This is a genomic window from Pseudomonas sp. HC1(2025) (assembly GCF_058742075.1).
In genome coordinates this window covers 4138913-4161231 of sequence record NZ_CP196017.1, presented here as the reverse complement: position 1 = coordinate 4161231, position 22319 = coordinate 4138913, and the positions used below count along the sequence as shown (strand labels likewise).

Genomic DNA, 22319 nt, shown 5'->3' with positions numbered 1-22319 from the left:
ATGGGTTTGCTCAATATCGGGATGTCAGGACTCAATGCGGCTCAGGGATCGCTTGCGACCTTGAGTAACAACATTGCCAACGCCAAGACCCCTGGATACTCGCGTCAGCAGACCATGCAGACGGCCAATGGCATGTCCGGGGTCGGCGGGGTCTTTGTCGGCACTGGCACGACGCTGTCGGATGTGCGCCGGGTGTATAACCAGTTCCTCGACACCCAGTTGCAGACCACCACATCGCTGAACTTCGACGCCAAGGCCTACCTGGACCAGATCGGTTCGGTGGACAAGCTGCTGTCCGACAAGTCCACCGGGGTCGGTGCGGCCTTGAACAGTTTCTTCGCCGCGTTGCAGACGTCCTCGGCAAACCCTAGCGACAACTCCGCGCGCCAGTTGGTCTTGACCATTGCCCAGACCCTGGGCAACCGCTTCAACTCGATTGCGACCGAACTGAATAAACAGAAAGAAGGCATCAACAGCCAACTGGAAACCATCACCGGCCAGGTCAACCAGTTGACCTCCTCGATTGCCGCCCTCAACCAGCAGATTTCCCAGGCCAAGGGCCAGGGCAACGGCGAGCCGGCGAACCTGCTGGATGCGCGCAACGAAGCGGTGCGCTCGCTCAACGAACTGGTGGGGGTCAAGGTCACTGAGGCGGACGGCCACTTCAATGTCTCCCTGGGCACCGGGCAAACCCTGGTCGCGGACGGCGTGTCGAACAAGCTGTCGGCGGTGCCGAGCAAGGATGACAAGAGCCAGTACTCGGTGGTGTTGACCACCGGTGGGCAACCGATGGACGTCAGTTCGGTGGTCAGCGGTGGCTCCATTGGCGGCTTGCTGCGGTATCGCCAGGACGTGCTGATGCCGGCCATCAACGACCTGGGGCGTACCGCCATGGTTGTCGGTGAAGCGGTCAATACCCAGCTGGGGCAGGGCCTGGACGCCAACGGGCAGTTCGGCGCCGCGCTGTTCAATGACATCAACAGTGTGTTTGCCATCGGCCAGCGCAGTGTGGGCGGCTCCAGCAACAGTGCGAACTCCGGCAACCTGAACGTCACGATCAAAGACACCAGCAAACTGAGCACCTTTGACTACAAGGTGACCTTCAGTGACGACAAGAACTACACCGTGCTGCGTTCGGACGGTAAGTCCATGGGCACCTTCGATATCACCCAGGCGCCACCGGAAATCGACGGCTTCACCCTGGCCCTGGATGGCAAGGGCCCGGTGGCTGCTGGCGATACGTTCAAGGTCAGCCCGACCGCCGGTGGCGCCATGGACCTCAAGGTGGTGATGACCGACCCCAACAAGCTGGCGTTTTCTGCGCCGCTGCTGGCCGAGGGCAACAAGAACAACAGCGGCACTGGCGTGTTTGATCCGCCGACCCTGACGCTGCCCCTGGATATCCATGGCGGTGCCGACACGGCGCAGTTGGAAGCGGCAATCAAGAGCTCGATGCCGGTCAAGATGACCTTTGGCGAGCGTGCCGCCGATGGTACCCAGAGCTATGTGATCAATAATGCCCAGGGCCAGCCCATTGGCACCGGTACCATCGTGCCCGGCCAGGACAACAAGCTGACGATCAATGTGCCCTACGTCGACGGCGCCGGTAATGCGAAGACGTTCGGGGTCAACACAGTGATCCGTGGCGAACCCAAGCCGGATGATAGCTACACCGTGTCGTTCAACAGCAGCGGCAAGCTCGACAACCGCAACGCCCTGCAATTGCTCGACCTGCAAACCCGCAAGACCGTGGGCGCCACCGATGGCAACGCCGGCGTGAGCATGAGTACCGCGTACAGCCAGTTGGTCTCGTCCGTGGGCGGCAAGGCCAGCCAGGCCAACGTCGACAACAGCGCGACCAGCGCCATGCTTGCGGCCGCCACCTCTAATCGCAGCTCTGTGTCCCAGGTCAACCTGGACGAGGAGGCCGGCGACATGATCCGTTTCCAGCAGTACTACACCGCGTCGTCGCAGATCATTAAAGCTGCGCAAGAAACCTTCAGCACGCTGATCAACAGTCTTTAAGGGAGTTTGAGACGATGCGTATCTCGACCGAACAGTATTTCAATACCACGACTGCGCGTTACACCAACAACTTCTCCAACGTCATCAAGACGCAGCAGCAGATCGACTCCGGCGTGCGTATTCAAACTGCGGCGGATGATCCTGTAGGAGCGGCGCGTTTGCTACTGCTGCAACAGCAGCAGGACATGTTGGGGCAGTACGCCGGCAATATCGGCAGCATGAAGAACTCGCTCAACAGCGAGGAAAGCGTGCTTGACGCTCTCGACACTGCGCTGCAGCGTGCCAGTGAACTGTCGCTGAAAGTGGCGGGTAAGGGCGGTGGCGGTATCAGCGATGCCGAGCGCAAGACCGTGGCCGCCGAAATCGGTGAAATCGAGAAGCAGGTGCTGAGCCTGCTCAACAGCAAGGACTCGTCCGGTCATTACCTGTTTGCCGGCGGCAAGAGCGATACGCCGCCCTACGCCCGTAACAGCGACGGCACCTACAGCTACCAGGGTGACGAAACGCCCCTGAGCCTGAAGGTCTCGGACACTTTGTCGATGGTGGTCAACGACACCGGCAAGTCGATCCTCGAAGGCACGGTGAATGCTGGTCGCACCCAGGCCATCGGTAGTGTCAACGATGGCAAGGTGCTGGTCTCGGGCGGCATCGTGACCTCGCCGTCGACCTACGACAGCAGCTTCACTGGCGGCCAGCCGTACAAGCTGACCTTTATCAGTAGCACCGAATACACCGTGTCGGATGCGGCGGGTAACGACATCACGTCGCAAACCCCGGGCAACGGCAAGTTCGATGCGACCAAGGAAGGCAGTGCGTCGGTCACCGTGCGCGGCGTGACGTTTGATATCGGCCAGAACCTGGGCGACGCCAAGCCCGGCGCCGAAGCGGACGCGATCTACAAGGACCGCGAATTCACCCTGCAAAGCAAGCCGGACAGCTTCAGTGTCTCGCGCACGCCGAGCAACCAGTCCTCGGCGCAGTTGGCGGGTGGCACGGTCACCAGCCAGGCTGACTACAGCAGCACGTTCCCGAACAAGGGCGCGGTGATCAAATTCACCTCGGCCACTGCTTACGAGGTGTACGCCCAGCCGATCACCGCCGACAGCAAGCCGGTCTCCAACGGCACTGTGGTACCTGGCACGCCAGCGCAGCCGGGGCCACCGCCGGTGCCCGCGACACCAGACAGCATCACCGCTGCGGGCGTGAAGTTCGACCTCACCGGCGCGCCAGACATCGGTGACCAGTTCGCCGTGGGTTCCAATACCCACAAGACGCAAAACGCGCTGGATACCCTCAGCCAGTTGCGCCAGGCCCTGGAAACCCCGTCCGACGGCAACCCGCTGGCCCAGGCCATGGTGACCGATGTGGTCAACGCGGCCATTACCAATATCAAGGCTTCGCAGGTTCAGATCGATAGTGTGCGCGGCTCCATTGGCGCGCGGATGAACTCGCTGGCAATTCAGGAAACGGAGAACACCAGCATGGTTCTGGCCAACAAGTCGACCATCGCAGTCATTGGTGACACCGATATGGCTGGAGCCTCGATTGATCTGGCTTTTCAGAAGGCAATGTTGGAGGCCTCGCAGTTGGCCTTTGTGAAAATCTCTCAGCTGAGCCTGTTCAGCAAGATGTAAACGCTTGAGCAATCCCCGACGGCCCACCGTGGAAACACGGTGGGCCGTCGTCGTTTCTAGCGCAGGCTTTTGAACAAAGCGCACAAAAATGAGTGACCTATGAGTCATAAAGCGCATCTTCACTGTATCGTGTGAAAAGGCCAGACCGCTTTGCAGGCTTTGGCTTCGGTAGTTTCGGCGGGTTTTTGCGGGGTTATCCCCTTTATTGTCAGCGCTCCTGAAGGGTTTTCAGGGGTGTTCTCCAGCTATTTTGTATTGGGAAGCCACAATGATTGGCATAAAAAGCATCGCCAGCTACGTGCCGGCAGAAGGGCTGGACAACTACGCCCAGGGTGCAAAATTCGCCAAGGATGAAGAGTTCATCATTGGCAAGATCGGCTCGGCGTTCCTGCCGCGCAAGGATGCTGCACAGGAAACCTCGGATTTGTGCGTCGAGGCAGTCAATGCCTTGTTTGCCAACAACCCCGGGCTCAAGCGTGAGTCGATTGACGCGCTGATCGTCGTGACCCAGAACGGCGACGAAGAAGGGCTGCCGCACACCGCCGCCATCGTCCAGGACAAGCTGGGCCTGCCAACCCACGTCGCGGCCTTCGATATTTCCCTGGGCTGCTCCGGCTACGTCTACGGCATCTACGCGATGAAAGGCTTCATGGAAGCCGCCGGCCTGAAAAACGGCCTGCTGGTGACCGCCGACCCGTACTCGAAGATCGTCGACCCGGAAGATCGCAACACCACCATGCTGTTTGGCGACGCCGCCACCGCTACCTGGATGGGCGAAGACGCTCCCTGGCAGCTGGGCAAGGCCAAGTTCGGCACCGACGGCTCCGGCGCACCGCACTTGAAGGTCAGCGATGGGGTGTTCTTCATGAATGGCCGCCAGGTCTTCAACTTCGCATTGCTCAAAGTGCCGGCGCATTTGCACGAGCTGCTCAAAGAGTCGGACCTTGTGGCCGATGACATCGACGCGTTCTGCATCCACCAGGGCAGTGCGGCGATTGTCGACGCCGTGGCCCGCCGTTTTGAAGATGCACCGGTGGAGAAATTCATCAAGGATATGGTCGAGACCGGTAACACCGTGTCATCGAGCATTCCGCTGCTGCTGGAAAAGCACGTGATGGACGCCGAGTGGAAGCGCGTGGCCCTGAGTGGGTTTGGCGTTGGCCTGTCGTGGGGCTCGGCGATTATCTATCGGCCGTGATGCTTTGATAGGCTGCATAAAAAACGCCCAGGGTCGAAAGATCATGGGCGTTTTTTTATGCGCGTATTGAGGCGGTGTTCTGGCGCCAGTAACCCGTGATCGCTGGCATTTTGACCATCTATAAGGCCTTGAAATACAAGGGGTGGCACAGGGCTAGTAAAAAAATTCAAAAAAATCCTCAAGCAACCTGCATTCACGACGATAACTATTACGAAGGTTCTCTAGGCCACACCCGGCGGTTGCCAGGGCCGGAAGCCGCAGTATCCAACCCACGAGGATTTCGTCATGGCTTTATCAGTAAACACCAACATTACATCGTTGACCGTTCAGCGGAACCTGAACAAAGCCGGCGATGCCCTGGGCACCTCGATGACCCGTCTGTCTTCCGGCCTGAAAATCAACAGCGCCAAAGACGACGCCGCTGGCATGCAGATCGCTAACCGTCTGACTTCCCAAGTCAAAGGCATGACCGTTGCCATCGCCAACGCCAACAACGGTACTTCCATCGCCCAGACCGCTGAAGGCGCGATGCAAGAATCCACCAACATTCTGCAACGTCTGCGTGAACTGGCTCTGCAGTCCGCGAACGGTGATAAAAGCGACGCTGACCGTGCTTCCTTGCAGCAAGAGTTTACGGCTAAATCCGGTGAGCTGACTCGTATTGCTCAGACCACTACTTTCGGTGGTCGTAAACTGCTGGATGGCTCCTTCCAGAACGTTGGCTTCCAGATCGGTGCTGATGCCAACCAGACTATTTCGTTTGGTATGAGCGACCTGAGCGCTGCGGGCCTGAAGGGTACTTACAGCGAAGCAAATGTAAAAGGTGCAACCACCTCCCTATCGGCTTCCGTTACTGCTAATGCTGTAACGCTGCCAGGTGGTACTCCAGCAGTCACTACCACTACTCCGTTCACCTCTACCGGTAACGCTGCGTGGGGCACCATCCCAGCTGGTGGTGAAACACTGACCATCAACTCTAAAGCGGTAACGCTGACAGCTGGCATGACGTTGACTGCAGCCATTACTGCAATCAACAACACCGCAGATATTGGTGTTGTTGCAAGCGACGATGCCGGCAAGCTGAAACTGACCTCTGCTGCGGCAATCACTGTAGCTGGTGGTACTGCCAACAGCGGTATGACTACTCCAGCTGTGGTTGCAGGTACTACTACCACTACCCCGGCTGTGCCTGGCAAGCTGGACGCTAAAGCTGAGATTAATATCAATGGCAAAAACGTTGCCTTTGCTGTTGGTGACGACCTAGCTGCAATCGCTGGCAAGATCAACACTGCGGCCGCTGATGTAGCTGGCCCGCCGATTGTTCCTGGCACTGGCGTTACCGCCACTGTTTCTTCGGAAGGCCGCTTGCTGCTGAGCTCCGCTGATGGCAAAGCTATCAAGCTGGGCAACGGTACTGGCGTAGCTACAAATGGTGGTGCTGGCGCACTGGCCAAGTTGGGTCTGTCGGCCGGTACTACTGAAGCCAAGCTGGGCACCGCTACTTCGGTAAGCTTGAACGGTACTGAAGTGAAGTTCACTGCTGGTTCGACCATGGCTGACATCGTGTCGTCCATCAACAGCGCCAGTACCGGTGTGACTGCCAGTAAAAACGCTGACAACACCCTGAACCTGTTCTCCACCAAAGACATCACTGTTGCTGACGGTAGCGCCGGTACTGGCTTGGCTACCTTGGGTCTGACCGCAGCGTCTGCAACTCCGACCGCAGCTACCACCATGGACACGACTGTTGCTGACCTGAGCATTCTGAGCGCAACCTCTGCTCAACAAACCATCCAGGCTCTGGAAGGCGCGATTCAGCAAGTGGATAGCCAGCGTTCGCAACTGGGTGCTGTACAAAACCGTTTCGACAGCACCGTGGCCAACCTGCAAAGCATCTCTGAAAACTCCACTGCTGCCCGTAGCCGTGTACAGGACGCCGACTTCGCTTCTGAAGCCGCTGAACTGACCAAGCAGCAAACCCTGCAACAGGCTTCGACTGCGATCCTGTCCCAGGCCAACCAACTGCCATCCGCTGTTCTGAAGCTGCTTCAGTAATAGTCGGTATCGGTTGATTAACGGAAGGGCGCGTCTACGTGCCCTTTCGTTTTTTTCAGTTTTGAGGTGATGACATGGACATGAGCATCAAGCTGAACGCGTCTTACCCGGCTGGGACAACCCAGGCCCCTAGCGCTTCCGTCACGCCGGTCAAGCCCGCGCCGGAGAATGACTCGGCTTCCACCGAGGCCCCGCAGCGTGTGGCATTAGAAAAAGCTGTAACCGATATTCGCGAGTTTGTGCAGGCTACCCAGCGTAACCTGGACTTTTCCATCGATGACACCACCGGTAAAGTGGTCGTCAAGGTGATCGCCACCGACAGTGGCGAAGTGATCCGCCAGATTCCATCGGAGACCGCGCTGAAGCTGGCGCAGAACCTGAGCGATGCCAGCAGTCTGTTGTTTGATACACGGGCTTGAGTTGGCACGAAACATGTTTCTGATTGCTGTCTGGGCGTTCATCCGCCAATAAAGCGGCAGCCGCAGGACAAGGAGAAAAGCAAATGGCTAGTTCAACGATTTCCGGCCCGGGTTCGGGCTACGACACGCAGGCTATCGTCAAGGCGTTGGTGGGGGCGGAAAAAGCGCCAAAGCAATCCCAAATCACCAACCAGCAAAAAATTACCACAACTCAGTTGTCGGCAGTTGGCACTGTAAAGAGTGCGCTGGAAGCCTATCGGGCGGCGATCGCCAAGTTGAACAACGTGTCAGCCTTCAATGGGCTGGCGGCTACCTCGTCCGAAGATAAAAACATCAAGGTTACACTGGGTGATGCAGCCTCCAGTGGCAAATACGTGGTTGTGGTAAATGACTTGGCGACTTCGTCCAAGGCAACCACTAAGGTATTCACTGGTGCGGCAGCAGTAGCCAACCCAACTGAAGAAAACCAGACGCTGACTATCACTCAGTCGGGCAAGAATTACGACGTATTGATACCAGGCGGCGCGACCCTGCAACAAGTGCGTGAGTCGATCAACACCCAGCTGTCTGCCCAAGGTATCAGTGCCAACGTGTTGAGTGACTCCAACGGCGCACGCCTGGTGATTGGCTCAAGCAATACCGGCGTTGGAACCGACATCACATTGAGTGGCAACGCAGACCTGGCAGTTGGTTACGACAAGGGGCCAGTCGCGCAGAACGCGAAGTACACCATCGATGGTATTGCCATGGAGTCCACGAGCAACAAGGTGACTTCTGCTATCAGTGGTGTGACGTTGGACTTAGTAGCGGCTGACAAAACCAAGCCAATCACCATCAACGTTGAAAGCAACACGGCTACGCTGAAGACCTCGGTGCAGTCCTTTGTCACGGCGTACAACGCCCTGATGACGAGTATCAATGCCCAGACCAAGGTTACCGCCACCGGCGATGCTGCGACTACCACGGCTGGCGCCTTGACCGGTGATGCGTCGATGCGCGACCTTGTTTCCAGCGTGCGCAGTGAATTGGTCAACGGTTCGGGCGGGGGATCTATTAGCAGTCTTTCCCAGATGGGTATCACCACGGATCAGAAAACCGGCTTGTTAAGCCTGGACGATAAGTCGTGGGATAAGGCAGTGGTTAAGGGGGCGGCTGATATTGCCAAGCTCTTCACGGGTACCAATGGCTTGATTTCGCGTATGACCAAGGTCACCGATTCCTACGTCGGTACCACTGGGACGCTGGCCTCTCGTGTCACGGATCTCAATAACAAGTTCACGGCTCTGACAACCCAGCAGGCAGACCTTGATCGGCGCATGGAGAGCTTGCAGACGAGCCTCATGTCCAAATACACGGCGATGGACACGATGATCGCCAAGATCAATGCCAGCAGCTCCAGCATCATGACCACTCTCAACTCGCTGAATAATCCCAAATCATCGAGCTGATCCCGGGCTGGCTGACGTGCTCAAGAAGGGTACGTCAGCTCCTTCGGGGGGCGAGTGCTGGATTAAAGTTTTTTACGTCCTGGTCGAAAAACTGGTTAGAGCAAACCTATTCGCCCATGGCGTGTAACGAGGTAGCAACATGAACCCGATGAAAGCCCTTCGCCAATATCAGAAGGTTAACTCCCACGCTCAGGTGTCCGAGGCCAGCCCTCACCGCCTGATCCAGATGCTGCTTGAGGGCGGCCTTGATCGTATGGCTCAGGCCAAAGGGGCAATGGCCCGTGGCGACGTGGCTCAAAAATGCGTACTGATTGCCAAGGCTATCGACATCATCACTGGGTTGCGTCAAGGGCTCGATGAAGAGAAGGCTGACGATCCTGCCGCGATCCAGCAGTTGGACAGTCTGTACGAATATATGAATACACGTCTGGTTCAAGCCAATTCCAGCAACGATCCCGAAATTATCGACGAAGTTGCCCGCCTGATGATCACCGTGAAACAAGGCTGGGATGCCATCGCGCCACAATAAGGCCGTCGGCCTTGAGGAACACAGCATGAGCCACGCACTGCAACGGATTGACGAAACCCGCGACGCTTTGGTTGGCGCGCTGGCAGAGCGCAATTGGGATGCGATCAGCGAATTGGACATGGGCTGCCGTGTCTGGATCGACGAGGTGCTCAGCGAAGCGCCGGTGGACGAGGACGCGCTGCGGGAGAAGCTGGAAAGCCTGTTAGCGGTCTACCAGCAGTTGCTGGAAGTGACGACCGGCGAGCGCCAGGCGATATTTGAAGAGATGTCGCAGATCAACCAAGCGAAAAATGCGTCAAAGGTTTACCATCTGTTCGGCTGATCTGGCTCAGTTAATCCGAACATAGCGCGTCATAAATTTGACTGCTCGCATAATTTTGACTTAACTAGTGCTATTTTCAGACGTCAGGTATCCGTAGCGCAGAAAACGCCTACAGCTATCTAGATTGCCCCGATTCGAGGGCATTAGAGTTTTACTAGGGAAGTTGCTATTGCATGTGGCGTGAAACGAAAATTCTGCTGATTGATGACGATAGCGTCCGTCGCCGCGACTTGGCGGTGATTTTGAATTTTCTTGGCGAAGAAAATTTGCCCTGCGGTAGCCACGATTGGCAGCAGGCGGTCAGCTCTTTGTCGTCGAGCCGTGAAGTCATCTGTGTGCTGATCGGGACGGTAAACGCTCCTGGCGCAGTTCCTGGCCTGTTAAAGACACTCTCAACCTGGGATGAGTTCCTTCCGGTGTTGCTGATGGGCGATATTTCTTCCGTGGATTTGCCGGAAGACCAGCGCCGCCGTGTGCTTTCCACCCTGGAAATGCCCCCCAGCTACAGCAAATTGCTCGACTCCCTGCACCGTGCCCAGGTCTATCGCGAGATGTACGACCAGGCCCGCGAGCGTGGACGTCACCGCGAACCCAACCTGTTCCGCAGCCTCGTCGGCACCAGCCGTGCGATCCAGCACGTGCGCCAGATGATGCAGCAAGTGGCCGATACCGATGCCAGCGTGCTGATCCTCGGCGAGTCCGGCACCGGCAAGGAAGTGGTCGCGCGTAACCTGCATTACCACTCCAAGCGCCGCGACGGACCTTTCGTGCCGGTCAACTGTGGGGCGATCCCTGCGGAGCTGCTCGAAAGCGAACTGTTCGGCCACGAGAAGGGCGCCTTCACCGGGGCGATCACCAGCCGTGCCGGGCGTTTTGAGCTGGCCAACGGCGGCACCCTGTTCCTCGACGAAATCGGCGATATGCCGCTGCCGATGCAGGTCAAGCTGCTGCGCGTATTGCAGGAGCGCACTTTCGAGCGTGTGGGCAGCAACAAGACCCAGAGCGTCGATGTGCGCATCATCGCGGCCACCCACAAGAACCTCGAAAGCATGATCGAGGTCGGCAGCTTCCGCGAAGACCTGTACTACCGCCTCAACGTATTCCCCATCGAGATGGCCCCGCTGCGCGAGCGCGTGGAAGACATCCCGTTGCTGATGAACGAACTGATCTCGCGCATGGAACACGAAAAGCGCGGCTCGATCCGTTTCAACTCTGCCGCGATCATGTCCCTGTGCCGCCACGGCTGGCCGGGCAACGTGCGCGAGCTGGCCAACCTGGTGGAGCGCATGGCGATCATGCATCCGTACGGGGTGATCGGCGTGGTCGAGTTGCCGAAGAAATTCCGCTACGTCGACGATGAAGACGAGCAACTGGTGGACAGCCTGCGCAGCGACCTCGAAGAACGCGTCGCGATCAACGGCCACACCCCGGACTTCGGCGCCACCGCCATGTTGCCGCCCGAAGGCCTGGACCTGAAGGACTACCTCGGCAGCCTCGAACAAGGGTTGATCCAGCAGGCCCTGGACGACGCCAATGGCATCGTTGCCCGTGCCGCCGAGCGCCTGCGCATCCGCCGCACCACCCTGGTGGAGAAGATGCGCAAGTACGGCATGAGCCGGCGTGAAGGTGATGAACAGGCGGATGATTGACGCCTGTTTTTCAACCTGCTGAAAAATAAGGATATTTTTTTAGGCACGGGTATTGCTATAGCACTCGCAACGTTCCGTTTAACTGACGGTCAGCCAAGCGAGAGAGCACGATGCCCCACGCCGCCCACCTTTCTTCAGTCCCTGACACCCAGGGACTTGTCCCGTCCGTAGAGCAGATCAGCCGGCAAGGGCTTGAGCAGGCGTTTTCGCTGTTCAGCCAGATGTCCAGCCAGTTGACGGACTCCTACAGCCTGCTGGAAGCCCGGGTTTCGGAGCTCAAGGGCGAGTTGGCGGTGGTCAGCGCCCAGCGCATGCAAGAGCTGGCCGAGAAAGAGCGCCTGGCCAACCGCCTGCAAAACCTCCTCGACCTGTTGCCCGGTGGCGTGATCGTGATCGACGACCAGGGCCGCGTGCGCGAAGCCAACCCGGCAGCCTGCGACCTGCTGGGCCTGCCGCTGGAAGGCGAGCTGTGGCGCCATGTCATCACCCGCTGCTTTGCCCCCCGTGAAGACGACGGTCACGAAATTTCCCTCAAGGATGGGCGCCGCCTGTCCATCGCCACCCGTTCCCTGGATGCCGAGCCCGGCCAACTGGTGCTGCTCAACGACCTGACAGAAACCCGGCACCTGCAGGACCAATTGGCGCGCCATGAACGCCTGTCGTCCCTGGGGCGGATGGTCGCTTCTCTGGCGCATCAGATTCGCACGCCGTTGTCCGCCGCCTTGATCTACGCCAGTCATTTGACTGATGAGCAATTGCCAGCCGCCACCCATCAGCGGTTTGCCGGGCGGCTCAAGGAGCGCCTGCATGAGTTGGAGCACCAGGTGCGCGACATGCTGGTCTTCGCCCGGGGCGAATTGCCGCTGACCGACCGCGTCACGCCCGCCGCCTTGCTGCAGGCGCTGCAAGCCGCCGCCGCCACCCATGTCCAGGAAGCGTCGGTGCGCTGGCAGTGCGACAGCCATTGGGGCGAGTTGCTGTGCAACCGCGACACCCTGGTAGGCGCGCTGCTCAACCTGATCGAAAACGCCAGCCAGGCCAGCGGCCCGGGGGCGCGGCTCAAAGTGCACCTGTACAGCCGCGGGCAAACCCTGCGCCTGTGCATCAGCGATAGCGGCAGCGGGATTGATCCGGCGGTGCTGCAACGCCTGGGCGAACCTTTCTTTACCACCAAGACCAACGGGACCGGCCTGGGGCTGACCGTGGTCAAGGCAGTGGCCCGTGCTCATCAGGGAGAATTGCAGTTGCGCTCCCGTGTGGGGCGCGGCACCTGTGCATTGATAACGCTGCCGCTGTTTTCAGGCGCGGCAAGCGCGGAGTAAGGATAAATGGCTATCAAGGTTTTACTGGTTGAAGACGATCGCGCCCTGCGTGAAGCACTGGCTGACACGCTGCTGTTGGCGGGCCATGACTATCGGGCGGTCGGTTCGGCCGAGGAAGCCTTGGCGGCGGTGGAGCAAGAGTCCTTCAGCCTGGTGGTCAGCGACGTCAATATGCCCGGCATGGACGGCCACCAGTTGCTCGGCCTGCTGCGCGCACGCCAACCGCAACTGCCGGTGCTGTTGATGACCGCCCACGGCGCGGTAGAGCGCGCGGTCGATGCCATGCGCCAGGGCGCGGCGGACTACCTGGTCAAGCCATTCGAGCCCAGGGCGCTGATCGAGCTGGTGGCGCGCCATGCGCTTGGCGTGGTGGGCGCGGCAGACGGCGAGGGCCCGATCGCCTTCGAGCCGGCCAGTGCGCAATTGCTCGAGCTGGCGGCCAAGGTCGCCCGCAGTGACTCCACGGTGCTGATCTCTGGTGAGTCGGGTACCGGCAAGGAAGTGTTGGCGCGCTACATCCACCAGCAATCCCATCGGGCCAGCCAGCCGTTTATCGCGATCAACTGCGCGGCAATCCCCGACAACATGCTCGAAGCCACCTTGTTCGGCCATGAAAAAGGCTCGTTCACCGGCGCCATTGCCGCCCAAGCCGGCAAGTTCGAGCAGGCCGATGGCGGCACCATCCTGCTCGACGAAATCTCCGAAATGCCCCTGGGCCTGCAAGCCAAGCTGCTGCGCGTGCTGCAAGAGCGCGAAGTGGAGCGGGTGGGGGCGCGCAAGCCGATCCAGCTGGATATCCGCGTGGTCGCCACCACCAACCGCGACCTTGCCGGCGAAGTGGCGGCGGGGCGCTTTCGTGAAGATCTGTTCTACCGGCTTTCGGTGTTCCCGCTGGCCTGGCGCCCGCTGCGTGAGCGCCCGGCCGACATCGTGCCACTGGCCGAGCGCCTGCTGAGCAAGCACGTCAATAAAATGAAGCACGCCCAGGCGCGCCTGTCGGCCGAGGCCCAGGCCTGCCTGATCAGTTACCCATGGCCTGGCAACGTGCGCGAACTGGACAACGCGATCCAGCGCGCGCTGATTTTGCAGCAGGGCGGCCTGATCCAGCCCCAGGACTTCTGCCTGGCCGTCGGCGCCGGTTCTGCGCCGATGCCGAGCCTGGCCCCAACCCCGCTGGAAAGCGCCCCGGCCGAGGCTGCCGGTGGCCTGGGCGACGACCTGCGGCGCCGTGAATTCCAGATGATCATCGACACCCTGCGCGCCGAGCGTGGCCGGCGCAAAGAGGCGGCCGAGCGCCTGGGCATCAGCCCGCGCACCCTGCGCTACAAGCTGGCGCAAATGCGCGATGCCGGGATGGATGTGGAAGCGTTCCTTTTCGCCAGCTGAGATATACATTGGCTGACAAGGTTTGTTGGCTTTTCTTACGAGTTGCCAGGGAGCTGGCACCCTTGTTGCTACTACCCGTACTAACCGCTGCGTAGTGTCAAAAAATTGCGGGTCGTCGGAGAGAGAAGTTCATGAGCCAAGGTGTTGAGTTCAATCGGTTGATGTTGGATATGCGTTCCATGCAAATGGACGCCATGTCCCAGCCGAAATCCGTCGCGCAAGTGCCGGAATTGGGCCAAAGCAGCTTTGCCGACATGCTCGGCCAAGCCATCAACAAAGTCAGCGACACCCAGCAGGCGTCCACTCAATTGTCGACGGCCTTTGAAATCGGCAAGAGCGGCGTGGATCTCACCGACGTGATGATCGCTTCGCAAAAAGCCAGCGTTTCCTTCCAGGCTCTGACCCAGGTGCGTAACAAGCTGGTTCAGGCTTATCAAGACATCATGCAGATGCCGGTTTAAGGACGAGATTTAAGTCATGGCAGAAGCAGTCGTGGATAACGTACCCGCCAAGACAGACGGCAAGCCGCCGCTGTTTGGCCTGTCGTTCCTGGAAAACCTCTCCGAAATGACCATGTTGCGTCAGGTGGGCCTGATGGTCGGCCTGGCTGCCAGCGTGGCGATTGGTTTTGCCGTGGTGTTGTGGTCCCAGCAGCCCGATTACCGGCCGCTCTATGGCAGCCTGGCGGGGATGGATGCCAAGCAGGTCATGGAAACCCTGGCCGCCTCCGATATCGCCTACACCATCGAACCCAACTCCGGCGCCTTGCTGGTCAAGGCCGACGACGTCGCCCGTGCCCGCCTGAAGCTGGCCGGCGCGGGTGTGGCGCCGACCGATGGCAACATCGGCTTCGAGATTCTCGATAAAGACCAGGGCCTGGGTACCAGCCAGTTCATGGAAGCCACCCGCTACCGTCGCGGCCTGGAAGGCGAACTGGCGCGCACCATCGCCAGCCTGAATAACGTCAAGGGTGCCCGTGTGCACCTGGCCATCCCAAAAAGCTCGGTATTCGTACGCGACGAGCGCAAGCCCAGCGCCTCGGTATTGGTCGAGCTGTTTGCCGGGCGCTCCCTGGAGCCGGGCCAGGTCCTGGCCATCGTCAATCTGGTGGCGACCAGCGTGCCCGAGTTGAGCAAGTCGCAGATCACCGTGGTTGACCAGAAGGGCAACCTGCTCTCCGACCAGGCGGAAAACTCCGCGCTGACCATGGCCGGCAAGCAGTTCGACTACAGCCGCCGCATGGAAAGCATGCTCACCCAGCGTGTGCACAACATCCTGCAACCGGTGCTGGGCAACGACCGCTACAAGGCTGAAGTGTCTGCCGACGTGGACTTCAGCGCCGTCGAGTCGACTTCCGAGCAGTTCAACCCCGACCAGCCGGCCCTGCGCAGCGAGCAATCGACCAGCGAGCAGCGCACCGCCGCCAATGGTCCGCCGCAAGGTGTACCCGGCGCCCTGAGCAATCAGCCGCCAGCCCCGGCCAGTGCCCCGCAAACCACCGGTGGCGCCGCCGCGACCGCCAGCGCCGTGCAGCCGGGCCAGCCACTGCTGGACGCCAACGGCCAGCAAATCATGGACCCGGCCACCGGCCAGCCGATGCTCGCGCCATACCCGGCCGACAAGCGTCAGCAGTCCACCAAGAACTTCGAGCTGGACCGCTCTATCAGCCACACCAAGCAACAGCAAGGGCGCTTGAACCGCCTGTCGGTGTCGGTGGTGGTGGACGACCAGGTCAAGATCAACGCCGCCAACGGCGAAACTACCCGCGCGCCGTGGACCGCCGATGAATTGGCGCGCTTCACCCGCCTGGTACAGGACGCCGTGGGCTTCGATGCCAGCCGTGGCGACAGCGTCAGCGTGATCAACATGCCGTTCTCCCTGGAGCGCGGCGAGGTGATCGCCGATATTCCGTTCTACTCTCAACCCTGGTTCTGGGACATCGTCAAGCAAGTGCTGGGGGTGTTGTTCATCCTGGTGCTGGTGTTTGGCGTGCTGCGCCCTGTGCTCAACAACATCACCGGCCACGGCAAGAAGCAGTTGGCGCCGTTCGGCGATGTCGAGTTGGGTGGCATGGGCGGCCTGGATGGCGAACTGGCCAACGACCGCGTCAGCCTCGGCGGGCCGCAGAGCATTCTGCTGCCAAGCCCGAGCGAAGGGTATGACGCGCAGTTGAATGCAATCAAAAGTCTGGTGGCAGAAGATCCGGGTCGTGTGGCCCAGGTCGTGAAAGAGTGGATCAACGCAGATGAGTGATAATCGAGCCTCTGTTGCCAAGCTGACCCGGGTCGACAAAGCCGCCGTGCTGTTGCTGTCCCTGGGTGAGACCGACGCGGCCCAAGTGCTGCGCCATATGGGCCCCAAGGAAGTGCAACGGGTCGGCGTAGCCATGGCGCAGATGCGCAATGTGCACCGTGAGCAAGTCGAGCAGGTGATGAGCGAGTTCGTCGAGATCGTCGGCGACCAGACCAGCCTGGGCGTCGGCTCCGACAGCTATATCCGCAAGATGCTCACCTCGGCCCTGGGCGAAGACAAGGCCAACGGCCTGATCGACCGCATCCTGCTGGGCGGCAACACCAGTGGCCTGGACAGCCTCAAGTGGATGGAGCCGCGGGCGGTGGCGGACGTGATCCGTTACGAGCACCCGCAGATCCAGGCGATTGTCGTGGCTTACCTGGACCCGGACCAGGCCGGCGAAGTACTCGGCCATTTCGACCACAAGGTGCGCCTGGACATCATCCTGCGCGTCTCGTCGTTGAACACCGTGCAACCGGCGGCCTTGAAAGAACTGAACACGATCCTGGAGAAGCAGTTCTCCGGCAACTCCAACGCGGCCCGCACCACCCTGGGTGGTATCAAGCGCGCGGCCGACATCATGAACTTCCTCGACAGTTCGGTGGAAGGCCAGTTGATGGACTCGATCCGCGAGATCGACGACACCCTGTCGGTGCAGATCGAAGACCTGATGTTTGTGTTCAACAACCTGTCCGATGTCGACGACCGTGGCATCCAGGCGTTGCTGCGCGAAGTGTCCTCCGATGTGCTGGTGCTGGCCCTCAAGGGTTCGGACGAGGGCGTCAAGGAAAAGATCTTCAAGAACATGTCCAAGCGTGCCTCCGAACTGTTGCGCGACGACCTCGAAGCCAAGGGCCCGGTGCGCGTCAGCGACGTGGAAACCGCGCAGAAAGAAATCCTCACCATTGCCCGCCGTATGGCCGAAGCCGGAGAAATCGTTCTCGGCGGGAAGGGCGGCGAAGAAATGATCTAAGGCCCAGCGCATGTCGAACAATGATGAGACGCCCAGCGATCTGATTCGCGCCCGGGACGTCGGCGGGTTCGACGTCTGGTCGCTGCCCAGCTTCGACCCGCACAAGCCTGAGCCCGAGCCTGAGCCGGTGGAAGAAGTGCCGGTGGAAATGGAAGAAGTGCCCCTGGACGAAGTCCAGCCACTGACCCTCGAAGAGCTCGAAAGCATCCGCCAGGAGGCTTACAACGAAGGCTTTGCCACTGGCGAGAAAGAAGGTTTCCACAGCACCACCCTCAAGGTCCGCCAGGAAGCTGACGCGGCCCTCAGTGTGAAACTGGCCAGCCTGGAGCGCCTGATGGGCAGCCTGTTTGCGCCGATTGCCGAGCAGGACTCGCAATTGGAAAAAGCCATGGTGGGCCTGGTGGAACACATCACTCGCCAGGTTATCCAGCGTGAACTGGCGCTGGACTCCAGCCAGATTGAAAGCGTGATGCGCGAAGCCCTCAAGCTGCTGCCCCTGGGCGTCGGCAACGTGCGGCTGTACATCAACCCGCAGGATTTCGAGCAGGTCAAAGCCCTGCGCGAGCGCCATGAGGAAACTTGGCGGATTGTCGAGGATGCCGCGTTGCAGCCCGGTGGTTGCCGGGTCGAGACCGAGCACAGCCGGATCGATGCTACGGTCGAGACGCGCATCACGCAGATCATGGCCAAGCTGTTCGACCAGTTGCACGAACAGGCCCTGCACCCAGCGGCGCCCGACCTGAGCACCGACCTGGACGCGCCTGATGCGCCTTGACCGCACCAGCTTCGCCAAGCGCCTGGGCGGTTATATCGAAGCCACCGAGTTGCCCGGCCAGCCGATCCTTGAAGGCCGCCTGCTGCGCATGGTCGGCCTGACCCTCGAAGCCGAAGGCCTGCGCGCCGCCATGGGCAGCCGCTGCCTGGTGATCAACGATGACAGTTACCACCCGGTACAGGTGGAAGCGGAAGTCATGGGCTTTTCCGGCAACAAGATTTTCCTGATGCCCGTCGGCAGCCTCGCCGGCATCGCGCCGGGCGCGCGGGTCGTGCCGCTGGCCGATACCGGGCGCCTGCCGATGGGCATGAGCATGCTCGGGCGGGTGCTCGACGGCGCCGGCCGTGCGCTGGACGGCAAGGGCGGGATGAAGGCCGAAGACTGGGTGCCGATGGACGGCCCGACCATCAACCCGCTCAAGCGCAACCCCATCAGCCAGCCGCTGGACGTGGGCATTCGCTGTATCAACGGTTTATTGACGGTCGGTCGCGGCCAGCGCCTGGGCCTGTTCGCCGGTACCGGCGTGGGCAAGAGTGTGCTGCTGGGCATGATGACGCGCTTTACCGAGGCCGACATCATCGTGGTCGGGTTGATCGGCGAGCGGGGCCGTGAGGTGAAGGAGTTCATCGAGCATATCCTCGGTGAAGAAGGCCTCAAGCGCTCGGTGGTGGTGGCGTCCCCGGCGGACGACGCGCCGCTGATGCGTCTGCGCGCGGCCATGTACTGCACGCGGATTGCCGAATATTTTCGCGACAAGGGCAAGAATGTCCTGTTGCTGATGGACTCGCTCACGCGTTTCGCCCAGGCCCAGCGGGAAATCGCCCTGGCCATTGGCGAGCCGCCGGCGACCAAGGGTTATCCGCCGTCCGTGTTCGCCAAGCTGCCCAAGCTGGTGGAGCGGGCGGGGAATGCCGAGGCCGGTGGCGGCTCGATCACGGCGTTCTACACCGTGTTGTCCGAAGGCGATGACCAGCAGGACCCGATTGCCGACTCGGCGCGGGGCGTGCTCGACGGGCACATCGTGCTGTCGCGGCGCCTGGCCGAGGAAGGGCATTACCCGGCCATCGATATCGAGGCCTCCATCAGCCGGGTCATGCCGTCGGTGGTCAGCGCCGAACATATGACCCGCGCCCAGCAGTTCAAGCAGTTGTGGTCGCGCTACCAGCAGAGTCGCGACCTGATCAGCGTCGGCGCCTATGTGGCCGGCGGCGACCGCGAGACCGACCTGGCGATTGCCCTGCAGCCGCAATTGGTGACCTACCTGCGCCAGGGCCTGAACGACAACATCAGCATGGCCGAAAGCGAAGCGCACCTGGCCTCGGTGTTCGCGCCTGCGCCTGGCGGTTAACCGGCCATGGCAACCAGTCGCGCCGCGCGCCTTGCTCCCGTGGTGGAGATGGCCGAAAGCGCCGAACGCACCGCCGCCCAGCGCCTGGGGCATTTCCAGGGCCAGGTACGCCTGGCCGAGAGCAAGCTGGGCGACCTGGAGCGCTTTCGGGGCGAATACCAGCAGCAGTGGATCGATCGCGGCAGCAAGGGGGTTTCCGGGCAGTGGCTGATGAACTACCAGCACTTTCTCAACCAGCTGGAAAGCGCCGTCGGCCAGCAGCGCCAGAGCCTGGCCTGGCACCAGAACAACCTGGACAAGGCCCGCGAAGGCTGGCAACAGGCCTACGCCCGGGTCGAAGGCCTGCGCAAGCTGGTGCAGCGCTACATCGACGAAGCACGGGCGCTGGAGGACAAGCGCGAGCAAAAGCTGCTCGATGAACTGTCTCAGCGCCTGCCGCGTCAGGATCAATACTAGCCACGCCGGCAGGCAAAAATTGCGATAGCTATGAGTATCTATACAACCCAAGAACCATCGAAGAGTTGTGTAGAGGCTCATGCTGCGCTAGCGGTGGATCAGTCGCTCATTTGTTTCTGATAAACCGCTGTCCAGGGCTTGCCCTGATGCCCGTCAGTCAAGCCCGCTCCCACACTTGATCTGTGGTGGTGCCAACATTCTCTTCCCCAGTGAGATCCCCTGTGGGAGCGGGCTTGCCCGCGATAGCGGCAGTCCAGTCACTACTTCTGGCACCTGATCCACCGCCACCGCAGGCAAGCCACACACACATTTGATCTTCAATGCGTTGAGCATTGCGTTCGCTTGACTGATCAGCATTAGGCCAAGCCCGCAGCACCCAAGCGCGCCACCCATTTGATTGCGTTTGTTGCCCACTCTGCGATCACCTGCTAAACCTTGTTGCACCTACCCACGACAAGGAAGCAGTCGTATGTCAGTCGCGTCAGAAGTGTCCCTGGATGGGAAGGAGTTGACGATCGCAATCAAGGGCCGGTTCGATTTCGGCAGTCACCAGGCCTTTCGTGATGCCTATGAGCGGTTCTACAAGGTCCCCCAGACCTACATCGTGGACTTGAAAGAGGCCACCTATCTCGACAGTTCGGCCCTGGGCATGCTCCTGTTGCTGCGCGATCATGCGGGTAACGCGGCAGATGTGCGTGTGATCAACAGCAACTCTGACGTGCGCAAGATCCTCGCGATCTCCAACTTCGACAAACTGTTTGCTATCAGTTGAGCGCCCAGGCTCCCGAAACCCTGACCGTGCTGATCGCTGAAGACAGCGCTACCGATCTTTTGTTGCTCTCGACCATCGTGCGCGGCCAGGGCCATCAAGTGCTCACCGCCAGTGACGGCGCGCAAGCGGTGCAGGTATTTGCCCGCGAGCGCCCGCAGTTGGTGTTGATGGATGCCTTGATGCCGGTGATGGATGGCTTCGAGGCGGCCCGGCAGATCAAGCAGTTGGCCGGCGAGGCGCTGGTGCCGATCATCTTCCTCACGTCCCTGCGTGAGAGTGAAGCCCTGGCACGCTGCCTGGATGCCGGCGGCGATGACTTCCTGGCCAAACCCTACAACCGGATCATCCTGGCGGCGAAGATCAATGCCATGGACCGCCTGCGCCGGTTGCAGGCCACCGTACTTGAGCAGCGCGACCAGATCGCCCGGCACCATGACTACCTGCTGCATGAGCAGCGGGTGGCCAAGGCGGTGTTCGACAAGGTCGCCCACTCCGGCTGCCTGAATGCCGCGCGCAACATCCGTTACCTGCAATCGCCCTATGCGCTGTTCAATGGCGACCTGCTGCTGGCGGCCTACACGCCGTCGGGCGATATGCATGTGTTGCTGGGCGATTTCACCGGCCATGGCTTGCCGGCCGCCGTCGGCGCGATGCCCCTGGCCGAGGTGTTCTATGGCATGACCGCCAAGGGCTACGGCCTGGCGCAGACCCTGCGGGAGATGAACGCCAAGCTTAAGCGCATCCTGCCGGTGGACATGTTCTGCTGCGCCACGCTGCTGTGCCTCAGTGTGCAGCGGCGGGTGGTGGAGGTGTGGAACGGCGGCATGCCCGATGGCTATGTGCATGACGTGGCCACGGGGCGCCGAACGCCGCTGGTGTCGCGGCATTTGCCGCTGGGCGTGCTGGCCCCCGAGGCCTTTGATGACCGCACCGAGGTCTGGCCGATGGCCTTGGGCGACCGGGTGTTCCTGCTGTCTGATGGCGTGATCGATACCGCTGATGCCAACGAGCAATTGTTTGGGGTGGAGCGCTTGCAGCAGGTGTTTTCTGCCAACCGCGAGCCCGAGCGCCTGTTTGTCGAGATCGAGCAGGCGCTGGCCGCGTTCCGTGGCCAGGTGCGGGACGATATCAGCATGGTCGAGATCCGTTTGCTGGCCGAGCAGCCCCTGTACCCGGCGACCCTGCTGTACACCGACAGCGGGCAGTCGTGCCCGCTGGACTGGTCGGTGAGTTTCGAGTTTCGGGCCGAGACCCTCAAGCGTTACAACCCGTTGCCGTACCTGTTGCAGTTACTCCTGGAAATCCACGGCCTGCGTGGTCAGAGCGGGGCGCTGTACAGCGTGATGGCCGAGCTGTACTCCAATGCCCTGGAACATGGTGTGCTGGGCCTGGACTCCCAGCTCAAGCGCGATGTGCAAGGCTTTGCCCGCTATTATCGCCAGCGCAACGAGCGGCTCGACCAGTTGAGCAGTGGCTACGTGCGTGTGCACCTGGACGTGGTGCCGACCGAGGCGGGCGGGAGCCTGAGCCTGCGTATCGAAGATAGCGGCCCGGGCTTTGATGTGGAAAAAGTCCTGGCGCGCCCGCTGGATGTCGACCGCCTGTCCGGGCGCGGGCTGAGCCTGGTGCGGCAACTGAGCAGCAATGTACGCTGGGCGGATGGCGGGCGCAGTGTGTGCGTGGAGTTTTGCTGGGTGGCTCTGGCATAATCCGCCG

General features: G+C 60.7%; 19 protein-coding genes. All 19 read left to right on the top strand.

The window, feature by feature from the left end; genetic code table 11:
- The 19 genes from flgK to ACSSVH_RS18330 all read left to right on the top strand — a co-directional run bounded on the left by flgK (nucleotide 1) and on the right by ACSSVH_RS18330 (nucleotide 22312).
- A complete protein-coding gene (flgK, locus tag ACSSVH_RS18420) occupies nucleotides 1-2025 on the top strand; it encodes a flagellar hook-associated protein FlgK (protein WP_169955912.1) in 2025 nt (674 codons plus the stop codon).
- 14 nt (nucleotides 2026-2039) lie between these two features.
- Nucleotides 2040-3659 (top strand): flagellar hook-associated protein 3, encoded by a 1620-nt coding sequence (locus ACSSVH_RS18415; protein WP_170042613.1) that lies wholly within the window; start codon nucleotides 2040-2042, stop codon nucleotides 3657-3659.
- 268 nt (nucleotides 3660-3927) lie between these two features.
- A complete protein-coding gene (locus tag ACSSVH_RS18410; RefSeq protein ID WP_170042614.1) occupies nucleotides 3928-4857 on the top strand; it encodes a ketoacyl-ACP synthase III in 930 nt (309 codons plus the stop codon).
- A gap of 285 nt (nucleotides 4858-5142) precedes the next feature.
- Entirely contained in the window at nucleotides 5143-6912 is a 1770-nt protein-coding gene (locus ACSSVH_RS18405) for a flagellin N-terminal helical domain-containing protein (protein WP_169955915.1), read from the top strand.
- A 74-nt stretch (nucleotides 6913-6986) separates the two neighbouring features.
- Entirely contained in the window at nucleotides 6987-7331 is a 345-nt protein-coding gene (locus tag ACSSVH_RS18400) for a flagellar protein FlaG (protein ID WP_170042616.1), read from the top strand.
- An 83-nt stretch (nucleotides 7332-7414) separates the two neighbouring features.
- Nucleotides 7415-8779, top strand: a complete 1365-nt coding sequence (fliD, locus tag ACSSVH_RS18395; protein WP_169955917.1) for a flagellar filament capping protein FliD — start codon at nucleotides 7415-7417, stop codon at nucleotides 8777-8779.
- Nucleotides 8780-8918: 139 nt separating this feature from the next.
- Nucleotides 8919-9308, top strand: a complete 390-nt coding sequence (fliS, locus tag ACSSVH_RS18390; RefSeq protein WP_169955918.1) for a flagellar export chaperone FliS — start codon at nucleotides 8919-8921, stop codon at nucleotides 9306-9308.
- A gap of 25 nt (nucleotides 9309-9333) precedes the next feature.
- Nucleotides 9334-9630, top strand: a complete 297-nt coding sequence (fliT, locus tag ACSSVH_RS18385; protein WP_057438799.1) for a flagellar protein FliT — start codon at nucleotides 9334-9336, stop codon at nucleotides 9628-9630.
- 173 nt (nucleotides 9631-9803) lie between these two features.
- Entirely contained in the window at nucleotides 9804-11279 is a 1476-nt protein-coding gene (locus tag ACSSVH_RS18380) for a sigma-54 dependent transcriptional regulator (protein ID WP_169955919.1), read from the top strand.
- Between the two features lie 110 nt (nucleotides 11280-11389).
- On the top strand, nucleotides 11390-12601 hold the full coding sequence (locus ACSSVH_RS18375; RefSeq protein ID WP_178121051.1) for a sensor histidine kinase: 1212 nt from the start codon (nucleotides 11390-11392) through the stop codon (nucleotides 12599-12601).
- Nucleotides 12602-12607: 6 nt separating this feature from the next.
- Entirely contained in the window at nucleotides 12608-13987 is a 1380-nt protein-coding gene (locus tag ACSSVH_RS18370) for a sigma-54-dependent transcriptional regulator (protein ID WP_492633578.1), read from the top strand.
- A gap of 131 nt (nucleotides 13988-14118) precedes the next feature.
- Complete coding sequence (gene fliE / locus ACSSVH_RS18365) at nucleotides 14119-14448, top strand: flagellar hook-basal body complex protein FliE (protein ID WP_169955921.1); 330 nt, start codon at nucleotides 14119-14121, stop codon at nucleotides 14446-14448.
- A gap of 16 nt (nucleotides 14449-14464) precedes the next feature.
- Nucleotides 14465-16240, top strand: coding sequence for a flagellar basal-body MS-ring/collar protein FliF (gene fliF / locus ACSSVH_RS18360; protein WP_170042618.1), 1776 nt, complete (start codon nucleotides 14465-14467; stop codon nucleotides 16238-16240).
- The gene (gene fliG / locus ACSSVH_RS18355; RefSeq protein WP_029292514.1) at nucleotides 16233-17252 is read left to right on the top strand and encodes a flagellar motor switch protein FliG; all 1020 of its coding nucleotides are present in this window, start codon (nucleotides 16233-16235) and stop codon (nucleotides 17250-17252) included. Before fliF ends, fliG begins: the two co-directional genes overlap by 8 nt.
- A 10-nt stretch (nucleotides 17253-17262) precedes the next feature.
- Nucleotides 17263-18027: a flagellar assembly protein FliH gene (gene fliH, locus ACSSVH_RS18350; RefSeq protein WP_169955925.1), complete on the top strand. Its 765-nt coding sequence runs from the start codon at nucleotides 17263-17265 to the stop codon at nucleotides 18025-18027.
- Entirely contained in the window at nucleotides 18017-19375 is a 1359-nt protein-coding gene (gene fliI, locus ACSSVH_RS18345) for a flagellar protein export ATPase FliI (RefSeq protein WP_169955926.1), read from the top strand. Before fliH ends, fliI begins: the two co-directional genes overlap by 11 nt.
- A gap of 6 nt (nucleotides 19376-19381) precedes the next feature.
- Nucleotides 19382-19831, top strand: a complete 450-nt coding sequence (fliJ, locus tag ACSSVH_RS18340) for a flagellar export protein FliJ (RefSeq protein WP_057444567.1) — start codon at nucleotides 19382-19384, stop codon at nucleotides 19829-19831.
- 469 nt (nucleotides 19832-20300) lie between these two features.
- On the top strand, nucleotides 20301-20603 hold the full coding sequence (locus ACSSVH_RS18335) for an STAS domain-containing protein (RefSeq protein ID WP_169955928.1): 303 nt from the start codon (nucleotides 20301-20303) through the stop codon (nucleotides 20601-20603).
- Nucleotides 20600-22312, top strand: a complete 1713-nt coding sequence (locus ACSSVH_RS18330) for an ATP-binding SpoIIE family protein phosphatase (RefSeq protein ID WP_170056959.1) — start codon at nucleotides 20600-20602, stop codon at nucleotides 22310-22312. Before ACSSVH_RS18335 ends, ACSSVH_RS18330 begins: the two co-directional genes overlap by 4 nt.
- The last annotated feature ends 7 nt before the right edge of the window (nucleotides 22313-22319 follow it).